Origin of the sequence: Klebsiella sp. (assembly GCF_027492335.1) — a bacterium.
Lineage (GTDB): Bacteria > Pseudomonadota > Gammaproteobacteria > Enterobacterales > Enterobacteriaceae > Klebsiella > Klebsiella huaxiensis.
The window spans coordinates 23,138-36,695 of sequence record NZ_JAPUEW010000046.1; the positions used below are offsets into that span (position 1 = coordinate 23,138).

The window sequence follows — 13,558 nt, forward strand, 5'->3', positions numbered from 1 at the left end:
GTCAAGCGCCGCCCCCGGGGAAAACGCGCACGATATTTCAGGCAGCGACATCCCCTGATTGCGGCTGATGCCTTATCCGGGCTACCAGACCGCACGGGCCCGTAGCCCGGGCAAGGCGCATCAAGCGCCGCCCCCGGGGAAAACGCGCACGATATTTCAGTCAGCGACATCCCCGGATTGCGGCTGATGCCTTATCCGGGCTACCAGACCGCACGAGCCCGTAGCCCGGGCAAGGCGCATCAAGCGCCGCCCCCGGGGAAAACGCGCACGATATTTCAGTCAGCGACATCCCCGGATTGCGGCTGATGCCTTATCCGGGCTACCAGACCGCACGAATCCGTAGCCCGGGCAAGGCGCGTCAAGCGCCGCCCCCGGGGAAAACGCGCACGATATTTCAGGCAGCGACATCCCCGGATTGTAAGATTTATCCTTGTTGCTCAATCGCCGTTCCGGCGTAAATATCAAACCGGTGGCCTTTGGTGACCACCGCGTTCGGCGTCGCCACATCCGCCAGCGGCGGCGCATAGTCCGGTCGTTTGACCACCACGCGTTTGGTCGCCAACAGACGAGCAGGTTCCAGCAGGCCATCAGCGTCTAAATCCGGCCCCACCAGCGACTGAAACACCCGCATCTCTTTCTTCACCAGCGCACTTTTCTGCTTGTGTGGGAACATCGGGTCGAGGTAAACCACCTGCGGACGCGGAGTAATATCGGTCAGCGCCATCAGGCTGGAGGCGTGAATTAGCTGTAGCCGCTCCTGCAACCATGGACCGATTTCCGCATCGGCATAGCCGCGCGTCAGGCCATCGTCGAGCAGCGCGGCAACCACCGGATTGCGTTCCAGCATCCGCACATGGCAACCCACAGAGGCGAGGACGAACGCATCGCGCCCCAGTCCGGCAGTCGCATCGACCACATCCGGCAGGTAATCACCCTTAATACCAACCGCTTTTGCCACCGCCTCGCCGCGGCCGCCGCCAAACTTGCGTCGATGAGCCATCGCCCCGCCGACAAAATCGACGAAGATACCACCAAGCTTCGGCTCATCGCGCTTGCGCAGTTCCAGATGCTCCGACGTCATCACCAGCGCCATCAGGTTGTCTTCATCGTGTTCCAGCCCCCAGCGGGCAGCAAGAACAGACAAGGCGCCGTCTCCGGCGCCCGTTTCATCAATTAAGCAGATTTTCACTCAATCAGCCTTTGATTCCGTAATGCTCAAGCATCGCGTCCAGCTGCGGTTCGCGACCACGGAAGCGTTTGAATAGCGTCATCGGCTCTTCAGAACCACCGCGAGTCAGGATATTGTCGAGGAATGACTGACCGGTTTCGCGGTTGAAGATCCCCTCCTCTTCGAAACGCGAGAAAGCATCAGCAGCCAGCACATCGGCCCACAAATAGCTGTAGTAGCCCGCCGCATAGCCACCGGCAAAAATATGGCTGAAAGCATGCGGGAAGCGGCCCCATGACGGTCCAGGGATCAGCGCAACCTGCTTTTTAATTTCCGCCAGCGTTTCGAGGATTTTAGCCCCCTGCTCTGGCTGGAACTCCGCATGCAGGCGGAAGTCGAACAGTCCGAACTCCAGCTGACGCAGGATAAACATCGCCGCCTGGTAGTTTTTTGCCGCCAGCATTTTCTCCAGCAGTTCTTTTGGCAGCGGCTCGCCGGTTTCATAGTGACCGGAGATAAACGCCAGAGCGTCCGGCTCCCAGCACCAGTTTTCCATAAACTGGCTCGGCAGTTCGACCGCATCCCACGGCACCCCGCTGATGCCGGAAACCCCGGCGGTATCGATACGGGTCAGCATATGATGCAGGCCATGACCAAACTCGTGGAACAGAGTGATCACTTCATCATGAGTGAACAGCGCCGGTTTGCCGCTGACCGGACGGTTAAAGTTACAGGTCAGATAAGCGACCGGTTTTTGCAGCGAACCATCGAGTTTGCGCATCTGGCCGACGCAGTCGTCCATCCATGCCCCGCCGCGCTTATGTTCGCGAGCGTAGAGATCGAGGTAGAAGCTGCCACGCAGTTCATTGTTTTCGTCATACAGCTCGAAGAAACGCACTTCCGGATGCCAGACGTCAACATCGGTACGCTCTTTGGCGGTAATACCATAAATACGTTGAACGACTTCGAACAGGCCGTTAACGGCTTTGTTTTCCGGGAAGTACGGGCGCAGCTGTTCGTCGCTGATGCTGTACAGATGCTGTTTCTGTTTTTCGCTGTAGTACGCGATATCCCACGGCTGCAGTTCATCAACGCCAAATTCGGCTTTGGCGAAGGCTCGCAGCTGGGCCAGCTCTTTCTCACCCTGGGGACGGGCACGTTTGGCCAGGTCGGTCAGGAAGTCGAGCACCTGCTGTGGGTTCTCGGCCATTTTGGTAGCCAGAGACTTGTCGGCATAGCTGTCGAAGCCCAGTAGCTGCGCCAGCTCGTGGCGCAGGGCAAGAATTTCCGCCATCACTGGGCTGTTGTCCCACTTCCCGGCGTTTGGCCCCTGGTCAGAAGCGCGGGTGGAGTAAGCGCGATACAGCTCTTCACGAAGCCGCCCGTTGTCGCAATAAGTCATCACCGGAAGATAGCTCGGGATATCCAGAGTTAGCAGATAGCCTTCCTGCTCTTTGGCTTCTGCCTGCGCTTTGGCGGCAGCCAGCGCACTTTCCGGCATCCCGGAAAGTTCGGCTTCATCGGTCACCAGCTTCGTCCAACCCATAGTGGCGTCGAGCACGTTGTTGCTGTACTGGTTGCCCAGCTCGGACAGGCGAGCAGCGATTTCGCCATAACGTTTCTGCTGCTCTTTCGCCAGGCCAATACCAGAAAGTTCAAAATCACGCAGCGCGTTATCCACCGCTTTTTTCTGCGCGGTATTCAGAGTGGCGTAATGGTCGCCGTCGCGCAGGTCGCGGTACGCTTTATACAGACCTTCATGTTGCCCAACCCAGGTGCTGTACTCAGAGAGCAGCGGCAGGGTTTGTTCGTAGGCTTCGCGCAGTTCCGGGCTGTTTTTAACCGAGTTCAGATGGCTGACCGGCGAAAAAATACGCCCCAGCACGTCATCCACTTCTGCCAGCGGCTGGCAAAGATTTTCCCAGGTGTACGGCGCCCCTTGCGCCACCGCGCTCTCTACTGCCGCCCGGCAATCATCCAGCGCTTTGGTGACCGCGGGGACGACATGTTCAGGTTGGATAGCAGAGAAAGGGGGCAATAAAAAAGGCGTCAGTAATGGATTGGTCATATGCGCAGTCCTGTTGAAGAGGGTAAATGAAGCGCGCGTCCGGCGCTTTAGCATGAGATCTAGAATGGGGGATAGTTGGGTGAATTTCAATGTCAGGCACGGTGCAGGACCGGGTATTACTGCGATAAGCCTGGCCTCTGTGGTTATTGCGCATAAAAAAGCCGGGTCAGCATCGCTGCTACCCGGCCCGTTTTATACTGACGCTCTGCTTACACCACCATCCCCAACAGCAAGCAGCCAATCAGACCGCACACGGAGATAATGGTTTCCAGCACCGACCACGACCTGATGGTCTCGCCGATAGTCAGGTTGAAGTACTCTTTAAACAGCCAGAAGCCCGGATCGTTGACGTGAGAGAAGATAACGCTACCGGAACCAACGGCGATAACCATCAGTTCAGGGCTCACGCCGGTAGTCGCGATCAACGGTGCAGCAATCCCGCCTGCGGTAATAGCTGCAACGGTCGCCGAACCCAGCGCAATACGCAGTACCGCAGCAATCGACCAGGCCATAAACAGCGGAGACATATTGGATTCATGCATGATAGAGGCGATGTATTTGTCCATCCCGCTATCGACCAGCACCTGTTTGAAGGCGCCACCGCCACCGATGATCAGCAGCATCATGGCAATAATTTTGATGGAAGAGGTCAGCGTTTCGTTGATCTGGTCCATCGAGCGGCCACGGTTGAGGCCAAAGGTGAACAGCGCGATCAGCACCGCAATCAGCGTTGCCATCACCGGGTCGCCAAAGAACTCAGCAACCGGCAGGAAAGCATGACCTTTCGGCAGCACCATCTCGGCTACCGCACGCATCGCCATCAGAATAACCGGTACCAGAGAAGTCCAGACGCTGACGCCAAAGCCCGGCATCTCTTCTTCAGTGAATGTTTTCGGGTTATGCAGGCCTTCCGGAATCGGTTTATCGATGCCTTTCAGGAAACGTGCGTAAACCGGACCGGCCAGAATCACTGTCGGGATCGCCAGAATCGTACCGAACAGCAGGGTTTTACCCATATCGGCATGGAAAATGGTGGCAATCGCCGTCGGACCCGGGTGCGGAGGCAGGAAGCCGTGGGTAACGGAAAGCGCGGCCGCCATCGGCACGCCGACATATAGCAGCGGGATGCGGGCGGACGCAGCGATGGTAAAGACCAGCGGCAGCATCAACACGAAACCCACTTCATAGAACAGCGCGAAGCCGACGGTAAAACCGGTCAGCACGACTGCCCATTGGATGTGTTGTTTACCAAATTTGTCAATTAACGTGGTGGCGATACGCTGCGCACCGCCGCAGTCCGCCAGCATTTTACCGAGCATAGCGCCGAAGCCCATGATCAGCGCGAGGCTGCCGAGGGTTCCCCCAACGCCGTTCTTGATGGAGACGATAACTTTATCCAGAGGCATGCCCTGCATGAGCCCGACGGCAAGCGCCACCAGAACCAGAGCGATAAAACCGTTCATTTTGAAACGGATCATCAGCAACAATAACAGGGCAACCCCGATAGCAACGATGACTAATGGCATGATTTACCTGGCCTTAATTTGTTATGGGTAACGTCATAGTTTCAACATTGACTTCATCCGTTCCGATTGGAACAAAAAATGTCCGACGCCGTAAATGCTAGCTTTATCCTTACCCAGAGAAAGGATAGCCGGCTATTTTTTAATCTGTGGCGCCTGAAATGAATGATACGGGTAACATAGTAAGTTTGAGAATCACCTGGGCAGTGTAAATTTCAAATATGAGACTTAAGTCATACTCTTTCCCGGGTTTTTGCCGGGTTGCTTAGCGGGGAATGATGCGCGGTAACTTGAGAAGAGTAGCCCGACAGCGCAAATACTGCCGGGCGGGGGGAATCAATAGTAGGAGTGCTCGCCGCGCTGGTGTTCGGTCAGATCGCGTACGCCTTTCAGTTCCGGGAATTCGTTCAGCATCTGCTTCTCGATCCCTTCTTTCAGGGTTACATCGACCATCGAACAGCCGTTACAGCCGCCGCCGAATTGCAGGATAGCCAGACCATCGTCGGTGATTTCCATCAGCGTGACGCGCCCGCCGTGACCGGCCAGCTGCGGGTTAATCTGCGATTGCAGCAGATATTCGACGCGCTCCATCAGCGGGGCATCATCAGAAACCTTGCGCATCTTGGCGTTTGGCGCTTTCAGCGTCAGCTGAGAGCCTAGCTGGTCGGTAACAAAATCGATTTCAGCGTCTTCCAGGTACGGCGCGCTAAGTTCATCGACATAAGCGGTCAGTTGCTCAAACTTCAGCGCAGTATCGGTGTCTTCCACCGCATCCGGTGGGCAGTAGGAAACGCCGCACTCAGCGTTTGGGGTACCGGGATTAATCACAAATACGCGAATTTGTGTCCCTTCTTCCTGATTTACCAGCAGTTTGGCAAAGTGCGCTTGTGCAGCATCGGAAATACGGATCATAGCGTTGGCCTAATAGTTGACTATTTTACTTGGTTATAATACGCCCATCAGCAGGGGTCTACAAGGTACGGCATATACACCATACCTGAACCGTCGCGGCGCCGTTTCGCAAAAGCAGGCGGGATATCTCGGCGACGGTGCTTCCGGTTGTGACGACATCATCCACAATGGCGATATGGTGACCCCGCACCGACAATTCAAGCTGAAAGGCGTTTTTCAGGTTCTGTTTGCGCAATCTGGCGCTGAGCTGATGCTGGGTGGCGGTACGACGCTGACGGGTGAGCGCATCGCTACGCCAGGCGCAGCCCATCCAGTGCGCCAGCGGGCGGCACAGCAGATCGCTCTGATTAAAACCCCGCTTCCACTGGCGACGCTGCCAGAGCGGCACGCTGATAATTCTATCTGGTTTGGGAAGCCCCCTGCTCTGATGAATACGCAACAGCAGAAGACGCGCCAGCGCCGGAGCCAGCTCTGGTCGTTTGTTGAATTTTAACTGGTGAATCATGCCGCTCAGCGGCGGCCGATAATCATTCACCGCAACCAGCCGCTGCCACGGCGGTGGTTTTTGCAGGCAGCGCCCGCACGGCAGCAGGCCTGCCTGAGCAGGTAGCCCACACTGAGGACAGAGCGGCTCAGACGCCATCAACGATGCAGCGCATCGCGAGCAGATCCCCCAGCGGGCGATGACCAGCGGCATTTGACATAGCCAGCATAAGCTGTGTGCTGTTAGCATATTTCCCCTTATCTTGATGGAAAGAGAACAGTAACCGATGAAAGAGATCTGGTGGCAAACCACGGGCGAAGGAAATTGTCATCTTGTGCTGCTGCACGGATGGGGGCTGAATGCGCAAGTGTGGGATTGCATCACGCCGGAACTAACCTCGCATTTCACGCTGCACCTCGTCGACCTTCCGGGCTATGGCCGCAGCAGCGGATTTGGTGCCCTATCGCTCCAGGAGATGGCGCAGCAGGTGCTAGCCAAAGCGCCAGAGCGCGCTATCTGGCTGGGCTGGAGCCTCGGCGGGCTGGTGGCAAGTCAGGTTGCGTTAACTCACCCCAACCGCGTGCAGGCGCTGGTCACCGTCGCCTCTTCTCCCTGTTTTAGTGCTCACGATAGCTGGCCGGGAATCAAACCCGAGGTGCTGAGCGGTTTTCAACAGCAACTGAGTGAAGATTTTCAGCGCACCGTGGAGCGTTTTCTGGCGCTGCAAACTATGGGAACCGAGAGCGCCCGCCAGGATGCCAAAGCACTGAAGAAGGCAGTGCTGTCGCTGCCGATGCCTGCGCCGGAGGTGCTAAACGGCGGACTGGAGATCCTCAAAACCGCCGATTTACGCCAGCCGCTGGCGGCGCTGACGATGCCGTTTTTACGTCTGTACGGTCGGCTGGATGGTCTGGTGCCGCGAAAAATCGTGCCGGTGCTCGACGCGCTGTGGCCACAGAGCCAATCCATCATCTTCGATAAAGCCGCCCACGCGCCGTTTATCTCTCATCCGCAGGAATTTTGCGCACCTCTGATAGCGCTAAAAGCCCAGGCCAGTAAATATTTTTAGCAGGACATGGTAAAAACGCAGGGCCCGACAATACTTAGGTTGTTGCGGCGGTTGACTATTTCATGTTGCCTTCGCGACCTAAAAACAACAACCTAATGGAGAGTAGAGGCTATGAAACTTGTTACAGGAATTGTTGCATCTCTGGTGATTGGTTCCCTGTCCTTCGGCGCGTTCGCTGCCAAGGAAATTCAAAAAGATGAAGTCGCTAAAATGAATCTGACCAAAGTCGGTTCGATTACCACCTCAAAAACGACTTCTCCGATGGATGCGAAGCGCGATCTGTCGAAAAAAGCGGATGAGATGGGCGGCACTTATTTTGTGGTGATTGCAGGCGAGAAGAACGAGAAAACGGTTCACGCGAACGCGGACGTCTACAAGTAAGCCAGTAAGCGGGTCTCAGGACCCGCTTTCGGTATCGCGACGGTGCGGGCGGTTTCCCGGACAGGTGCGCCAGCACCGCCTCCGGGAAAATGCATCATTCAATCTTCCCAGTGCGGCTACGCTGACTGGCTACGAATTCACAACCGTCTGATCTGTACTCTACCAGGCTACGAAAGGCGCTGGCCTCCCGTGATTATTGATGAACTTTGGCCGCCATCTGATACGCAGCAGGCAGATTCAACCGCTGCCAGAACTGCTGGTCACCGGTCTCCCCCGACAGCGGGTACCCTGCGGGCAGAGCCGTTTTGACCATCAACGCCCGGCGCTGCGCGGCGGACAGATTCGGCAATGCTGCTTCCAGCAACACTTCCGCCCCTTCCGGCACCTTCAGACCCTGTTTTTCGCCCTTCTGCTGCGGCAGGCTGTAGGTCATGGTGAAGCGATAAAACTCACGCATCGCCGGGTCGCGATAGGGATCGTCCTTCGCAGGCACCTTCGCGCATTCCGCCAGCGTCGTACCGCACTCTTTCTCCAGCGCCGTACGCAGTTGGTCGCGAGCTTCATTGAACAACGCGCGATACTTCGCATCATTCAGATAGTGAGCGACGTTGCGCTGCGCCACCATCCGCGAGCCCATCACGTCCAGCGGATAATGCACGCCCAGCACGATGCGCGAGTAACCATAGCGAGCGCCGCGGGTTACCAGCGCATCAAAGCGCTCGGGGATCATCTCCGCCATCAGCAGCGCATCGGTATAGCCGGTATTGGTATGTCCACTCGGGAATGAGCCACCGTCTGCGGTATACGGTTTGTTATCCTTCACCACCACATCGTCCGGCACCAGATGGATGGTGTTCCCCTGAATCAGGAACGGGCGCGGGTTATTAAAGTGCTTTTTCGCCGCGCTGGTACTCACTTCGGAAGCTTTAATCAGCGCAGCTGCCTTGCCGAGCTCGCCTTTATCGTAGGCGGTAAGGAATGCTTTCCCAAGGCGTGGCCCCATCGCATCGCTGAGAAAATAGAGATAGCTGATCCCCTCAGCATCTGCCAGCGCCTGGTGGCGAGAGGTCTGCACAGCATCGCGGTTAATCGCGGTGACGGTTTCGAGGTTTTGCTGTATGACCGCCTTCGGCAGCGTGCTGAACGCCGAGAGCAATTCGATACCCGCCTGCTGGTTGGCTTTAGCCTGGAAATCGTAACCGCTGCCCTTCAGCCACGCTTTATCCGCCTGGGTTTTATTCTGTTTAGCGTGCTCCAGCTGGTCACGAGTGAGGGTTGATGCATCGCCCTTCAGCGCGTTACGTAGCTGGGACAGGCTTTGGTTCTCCAGGGCATTGAATGCCGGACTCGCAGCCGCTGGCGTCACGCCGTTAGCCATCGCCGCCACCTGATTCAGAGGGACACCTTGCGCCAGAACCGGCAGCGCCAGGATGAGCGCCGATGTCAGAAGCGTAATTTGCAGTTTCATTATTTTCCCTTTATACAAATAGTTACCTTGCCTGCATGCGACGCTAGCGCCCCTGCTTTACGTTTTTATGACACGGTTATGTTTTGCAACGCTTTAACCGCATTTGAAACAGCGCGGTGCCGGAGGCGGTAATCCAGGCGGATCTGCGGTAAACTATCGGTTATCTTGTTTACTTCCCGGAATCACCGCATCCATGCTCAGTTATCGCCACAGCTTTCACGCAGGCAACCACGCCGACGTCCTTAAACACACCGTTCAGAGTCTGATCATTGAATCACTGAAAGAGAAAGAAAAACCGTTTCTCTATCTGGACACTCACGCCGGAGCAGGCCGCTATCAGCTGAGCAGCGAGCACGCTGAGCGTACTGGTGAATATCTCGAAGGTATCGCCCGCATCTGGCAGCAGGATGACCTGCCCGCCGAGCTGGAGCCGTATATCTCCGTCGTCCAGCATTTCAACCGCAGCGGCCAGCTGCGCTACTACCCCGGCTCGCCGCTGATTGCCCGCCAGCTTCTGCGCGAGCAGGACAGCCTGCAGATGACCGAGCTGCACCCAAGCGATTTCCCGTTGCTGCGTTCTGAATTCCAGAAAGATGATCGCGCCCGCGTGGAAAAAGCCGACGGCTACCAGCAGTTAAAGTCGAAGCTACCGCCGGTTTCCCGCCGTGGGCTGGTGCTTATCGACCCGCCTTACGAAATCAAAAGCGATTACCAGGCGGTAGTCACCGGTATTCATGAAGGCTACAAGCGCTTTGCGACCGGTACCTACGCGCTGTGGTATCCGGTGGTGCTGCGAGCACAGATTAAGCGCATGATCAAAGAGTTAGAAGCCACCGGCATTCGCAAAATTCTGCAAATTGAGCTGGCGGTACGCCCGGACAGCGATCAGCGCGGCATGACCGCCTCCGGGATGATCGTCATCAACCCACCGTGGAAGCTGGAGCAGCAGATGAACAACGTGCTGCCGTGGCTGCATAAGAAGCTGGTACCGAACGGTATCGGCCACGCAACGGTCAGTTGGATCGTGCCAGAGTAATCGCAACCATCGGTGGAACCTTTTACGCCTCGCGCTACAATCGCGGCCATTCAATAATAAGGACCAGAGCCATGACCAAACATTATGACTACATCGCTATCGGCGGCGGCAGCGGCGGCATCGCCTCCATCAACCGTGCGGCAATGTATGGACAGAAGTGCGCGCTGATTGAAGCCAAAGACCTGGGCGGCACCTGCGTGAACGTCGGCTGCGTGCCGAAGAAAGTCATGTGGCATGCGGCGCAGATCCGCGAAGCAATCCATCTGTATGGCCCGGATTACGGTTTTGATGCCACCATCAATAACTTCGACTGGGACAAACTGATCGCCAGCCGTAGCGCCTATATCGACCGTATCCACACCTCTTACGACAACGTGCTGGGTAAAAACAAAGTCGATGTGATTAAGGGCTTCGCGCGCTTTGTCGATGCGAAAACCGTGGAAGTGAATGGTGAAACCATTACCGCCGATCATATCCTGATCGCTACCGGTGGCCGTCCGAGCCATCCGAATATTCCGGGAGTCGAGTACGGCATCGATTCCGATGGCTTCTTCGAACTGCCGGCGCTGCCGAAACGTGTTGCGGTCGTTGGCGCAGGCTATATCGCCGTTGAGCTGGCGGGCGTGATTAATGGCCTGGGTGCGGAAACTCACCTGTTTGTGCGTAAACACGCGCCGCTGCGCAGCTTTGATCCGCTGATCGTCGAGACGCTGGTCGAAGTGATGAACGCCGAAGGCCCGCAGCTGCACACCAACGCCATTCCGAAAGCGGTGGTCAAGAATGCCGATGGCAGCCTGACCCTGGAGCTGGAAGATGGCCGCAGCCAGACCGTCGACTGCCTGATTTGGGCGATTGGTCGCGAACCGGCAAACGATAACTTCAATCTCGCCGTTACAGGTGTGAAAACCAACGATAAAGGCTATATCGTCGTCGACAAATTCCAGAATACGAACGTTTCTGGCATTTACGCCGTGGGCGATAATACCGGTGCCGTTGAGCTGACCCCAGTGGCGGTTGCCGCCGGACGTCGTCTCTCTGAACGCCTGTTTAACAACAAGCCGGACGAGCATCTGGACTACAGCAACATCCCGACCGTGGTCTTCAGCCATCCGCCTATCGGCACCGTCGGTTTAACCGAACCGCAGGCACGCGAGCAGTACGGCGATGAGGCAGTGAAAGTGTATAAATCCTCTTTCACCGCCATGTATACCGCCGTAACCTCACACCGCCAGCCGTGCCGTATGAAGCTGGTCTGCGTCGGCCCGGAAGAGAAGATTGTCGGCATTCACGGCATCGGCTTCGGTATGGATGAGATGCTGCAGGGCTTCGCGGTGGCGCTGAAAATGGGCGCGACTAAGAAAGACTTCGATAATACCGTGGCGATCCATCCAACGGCATCGGAAGAATTTGTAACGATGCGCTAAGGCGTTCATCGGTCGATAAAAAGAAGCTCCCTGGAGCTTCTTTTTTATATTTACGCCACGCCATTATTCCCATGGCGCTTGAACGCCGAACGCTGATTCAGCGCCATATACCAGCGCTCGACTTCCGCCATTTCCGGATGGGCGAATGGCGTCATTTTCCAGCGATGCACCGACAGACCAAGGACAATATCCGCGAGGGTAAACTGGCTACCGGTGACCCATGCTCCGGTCTGCTGAAGCTGCGCATTGACGATCTGCACGCAGCGAGTCCAGGCGGCAATGCTCTCTTTGATCGCCGCCGGATCCTGAAAGCGTGGATCCTTGCGCACCAACCCCATAAAAGCATAGCGCCAGGCACTGTTAAACTCCGTCGCCTGCCAGTCCATCCAGTGCTCAACCTCTGCGGCAGCCTGCGGTGCGCAGGGGAGCAGGTCTTCCCGCCCCGCTTTACGCGCCAGGTAGCGGCAAATACTGTTCGACTCCCACAACACAAAATCGTCATCCAGCAGCACCGGCACCAGGCTATTCGGGTTAAGGGCACGAAACTCCGGTGTCTCAATTGACTGGAACCCACTGCCATAATCTTCCTGCTGATAATCCAGCCCCGCTTCTTCACAGGTCCACAGCACTTTACGCACGTTAATTGATGAGCGCTTGCCCAGTATTTTTATCATTGTCAGCAATTCCTCAATCAAAAGAGATGGTTGTTTCACAATACTCCAACAGCAACACGTGTACAGCTGGATAATGTGTATAGTGGATTGCAGGATTTTTCTCCAGAACAGGTACCCGACATGTTGACCTCTTTTAACGTTTTAACACCGGGCAATATCCGCTTTGGACGCGGCCTTGCTCGTAGCGCAGCCCCCTGGCTCGCCGGGCATTCCGCGCAGATACTGCTGGTTCACGGCGCCAGCCTGCAACGCGCTGAGTTTTTGCTGGCGGAACTGCGAGCGCATCAGCTTGACGTCACCACTCTATCTATCGCCCATGAACCTTGCTTACAGGATATTGAACAGGGCGTTCGCCTGGCGCGGGAAAAGGGCATCGGGGCGGTGGTCAGTCTCGGTGGCGGCGCGGTGATTGACGCAGGCAAAGCGATTGCGGCGCTGATTCCAGCTCAGGGAGCGGCTCTCGAGTATCTGGAGGTGGTTGGTACCGGGCGCGTGTTAGAGGCTAACCCGCTACCGTTCGTCGCTATCCCTACCACCGCTGGCACAGGAGCGGAGGTGACGAAAAATGCAGTGATTAACGTCCCCGAACAGCAGCGTAAAGTGAGCCTGCGCGACGATCGTATGCTGCCGGACCTGGCGATTATTGACCCATCGCTCACCGACAACACCCCGCGAGCAGTGACGTTAGCTTCCGGACTCGACGCCATCACCCAGGTGATCGAGCCGTGGCTCTGCACCCGCGCCAATCCCTTTACCGATGCGCTATGCCGGGAGGCGATCCCGCGCGGAATAAAAGCGCTCAGAACGCTGATGGAAAAAGAGTGCCCGGACAGCCGCGATGAGATGGCGTGGGTTAGCCTGTGCGGCGGTCTGGCACTGGCGAATGCCGGACTCGGCGTGATCCACGGCCTGGCTGGCCCGCTGGGCGGCCTAAGCAACGCCGCTCACGGCGCGCTCTGTGGCAGCCTGCTCTCCTTCGGCCTGGCGCTGAATGAAGCGCAGATTAGCGATGAGAAAATCAAACAACGATTTGCTGACGTGCGGCAATGGCTGGCCGCCGGGCTGGATGTTGAGCCGAGCAACGCCTGGGAGAGCCTGCGAGAGTGGAGCCAGCACGCGGGTCTGGGCAATCTGCACGATCTCGGCGTACCGCGCGATGCCCTGGAGCCTGCGGCGCTCGCCGCCAGCAGCTCATCATCGATGAAGGCTAACCCGGTGATGCTGACCAGCGAGCAGCTGCTGGAGATGCTGGAAGCCGCGTGGGAATAATCTTTCGCTGTTCCAGGCAAAAAGAATTTAGATTTTGTTGCAAAACGATTGCTCCGAATTTCTCTCGTGAAATCGGAGCGAT

Annotated in this window: 12 protein-coding genes; 5 read left to right on the forward strand and 7 right to left on the reverse strand. The window is 56.8% G+C overall.

The annotated features are described in order from the left end of the window. Window positions 1-424 precede the first annotated feature (424 nt). The 5 genes from rsmJ to gntX all read right to left on the reverse strand — a co-directional run bounded on the left by rsmJ (window position 425) and on the right by gntX (window position 6,404). Window positions 425-1,189, reverse strand: coding sequence for a 16S rRNA (guanine(1516)-N(2))-methyltransferase RsmJ (gene rsmJ, locus QVF11_RS13390; RefSeq protein ID WP_112216702.1), 765 nt, complete (start codon window positions 1,187-1,189; stop codon window positions 425-427). 4 nt (window positions 1,190-1,193) lie between these two features. Continuing rightward, the gene (gene prlC / locus QVF11_RS13395) at window positions 1,194-3,236 is read right to left on the reverse strand and encodes an oligopeptidase A (RefSeq protein WP_142513376.1); all 2,043 of its coding nucleotides are present in this window, start codon (window positions 3,234-3,236) and stop codon (window positions 1,194-1,196) included. A 209-nt stretch (window positions 3,237-3,445) separates the two neighbouring features. Continuing rightward, window positions 3,446-4,762, reverse strand: coding sequence for a gluconate transporter (gene gntT / locus QVF11_RS13400; RefSeq protein ID WP_110274838.1), 1,317 nt, complete (start codon window positions 4,760-4,762; stop codon window positions 3,446-3,448). Window positions 4,763-5,095: 333 nt separating this feature from the next. Continuing rightward, the gene (gene nfuA / locus QVF11_RS13405; protein WP_110274837.1) at window positions 5,096-5,671 is read right to left on the reverse strand and encodes a Fe-S biogenesis protein NfuA; all 576 of its coding nucleotides are present in this window, start codon (window positions 5,669-5,671) and stop codon (window positions 5,096-5,098) included. Window positions 5,672-5,729: 58 nt separating this feature from the next. Next, window positions 5,730-6,404, reverse strand: coding sequence for a DNA utilization protein GntX (gene gntX / locus QVF11_RS13410; protein ID WP_287857413.1), 675 nt, complete (start codon window positions 6,402-6,404; stop codon window positions 5,730-5,732). Window positions 6,405-6,441: 37 nt separating this feature from the next. On the opposite strand from gntX, the gene bioH reads away from it, so the two are divergent. After that, window positions 6,442-7,224 (forward strand): pimeloyl-ACP methyl ester esterase BioH, encoded by a 783-nt coding sequence (gene bioH, locus QVF11_RS13415; RefSeq protein ID WP_142513378.1) that lies wholly within the window; start codon window positions 6,442-6,444, stop codon window positions 7,222-7,224. Between the two features lie 111 nt (window positions 7,225-7,335). Further along, window positions 7,336-7,605 (forward strand): YdgH/BhsA/McbA-like domain containing protein, encoded by a 270-nt coding sequence (locus tag QVF11_RS13420; RefSeq protein WP_110274834.1) that lies wholly within the window; start codon window positions 7,336-7,338, stop codon window positions 7,603-7,605. A 193-nt stretch (window positions 7,606-7,798) separates the two neighbouring features. Here the strand turns inward: QVF11_RS13420 and QVF11_RS13425 are convergent, their stop codons facing one another. Beyond that, the gene (locus QVF11_RS13425; protein WP_287857416.1) at window positions 7,799-9,073 is read right to left on the reverse strand and encodes an acid phosphatase; all 1,275 of its coding nucleotides are present in this window, start codon (window positions 9,071-9,073) and stop codon (window positions 7,799-7,801) included. 193 nt (window positions 9,074-9,266) lie between these two features. Here QVF11_RS13425 and QVF11_RS13430 point away from each other — a divergent pair, with 193 nt between their 5' ends. Continuing rightward, the gene (locus tag QVF11_RS13430) at window positions 9,267-10,109 is read left to right on the forward strand and encodes a 23S rRNA (adenine(2030)-N(6))-methyltransferase RlmJ (protein ID WP_112216696.1); all 843 of its coding nucleotides are present in this window, start codon (window positions 9,267-9,269) and stop codon (window positions 10,107-10,109) included. Between the two features lie 71 nt (window positions 10,110-10,180). Continuing rightward, complete coding sequence (gene gorA, locus QVF11_RS13435) at window positions 10,181-11,533, forward strand: glutathione-disulfide reductase (protein ID WP_287857418.1); 1,353 nt, start codon at window positions 10,181-10,183, stop codon at window positions 11,531-11,533. Between the two features lie 50 nt (window positions 11,534-11,583). Here gorA and QVF11_RS13440 read toward each other — a convergent pair whose 3' ends face one another. Continuing rightward, on the reverse strand, window positions 11,584-12,207 hold the full coding sequence (locus tag QVF11_RS13440) for a glutathione S-transferase family protein (protein WP_287857420.1): 624 nt from the start codon (window positions 12,205-12,207) through the stop codon (window positions 11,584-11,586). Between the two features lie 120 nt (window positions 12,208-12,327). On the opposite strand from QVF11_RS13440, the gene QVF11_RS13445 reads away from it, so the two are divergent. Further along, window positions 12,328-13,476, forward strand: coding sequence for an iron-containing alcohol dehydrogenase (locus QVF11_RS13445; RefSeq protein WP_287857422.1), 1,149 nt, complete (start codon window positions 12,328-12,330; stop codon window positions 13,474-13,476). The last annotated feature ends 82 nt before the right edge of the window (window positions 13,477-13,558 follow it).

Excerpts from the sequence above, each read along its gene's own strand:
- prlC (WP_142513376.1), bottom strand. The coding sequence starts at position 3,236 with ATGACCAATCCATTACTGACGCCTTTTTTATTGCCCCCTTTCTCTGCT.
- gntT (WP_110274838.1), bottom strand. The coding sequence starts at position 4,762 with ATGCCATTAGTCATCGTTGCTATCGGGGTTGCCCTGTTATTGTTGCTG.
- nfuA (WP_110274837.1), bottom strand. The coding sequence starts at position 5,671 with ATGATCCGTATTTCCGATGCTGCACAAGCGCACTTTGCCAAACTGCTG.
- gntX (WP_287857413.1), bottom strand. The coding sequence starts at position 6,404 with ATGCTAACAGCACACAGCTTATGCTGGCTATGTCAAATGCCGCTGGTC.
- bioH (WP_142513378.1), top strand. The coding sequence starts at position 6,442 with ATGAAAGAGATCTGGTGGCAAACCACGGGCGAAGGAAATTGTCATCTT.
- QVF11_RS13420 (WP_110274834.1), top strand. The coding sequence starts at position 7,336 with ATGAAACTTGTTACAGGAATTGTTGCATCTCTGGTGATTGGTTCCCTG.
- QVF11_RS13425 (WP_287857416.1), bottom strand. The coding sequence starts at position 9,073 with ATGAAACTGCAAATTACGCTTCTGACATCGGCGCTCATCCTGGCGCTG.
- QVF11_RS13430 (WP_112216696.1), top strand. The coding sequence starts at position 9,267 with ATGCTCAGTTATCGCCACAGCTTTCACGCAGGCAACCACGCCGACGTC.
- gorA (WP_287857418.1), top strand. The coding sequence starts at position 10,181 with ATGACCAAACATTATGACTACATCGCTATCGGCGGCGGCAGCGGCGGC.
- QVF11_RS13440 (WP_287857420.1), bottom strand. The coding sequence starts at position 12,207 with ATGATAAAAATACTGGGCAAGCGCTCATCAATTAACGTGCGTAAAGTG.
- QVF11_RS13445 (WP_287857422.1), top strand. The coding sequence starts at position 12,328 with ATGTTGACCTCTTTTAACGTTTTAACACCGGGCAATATCCGCTTTGGA.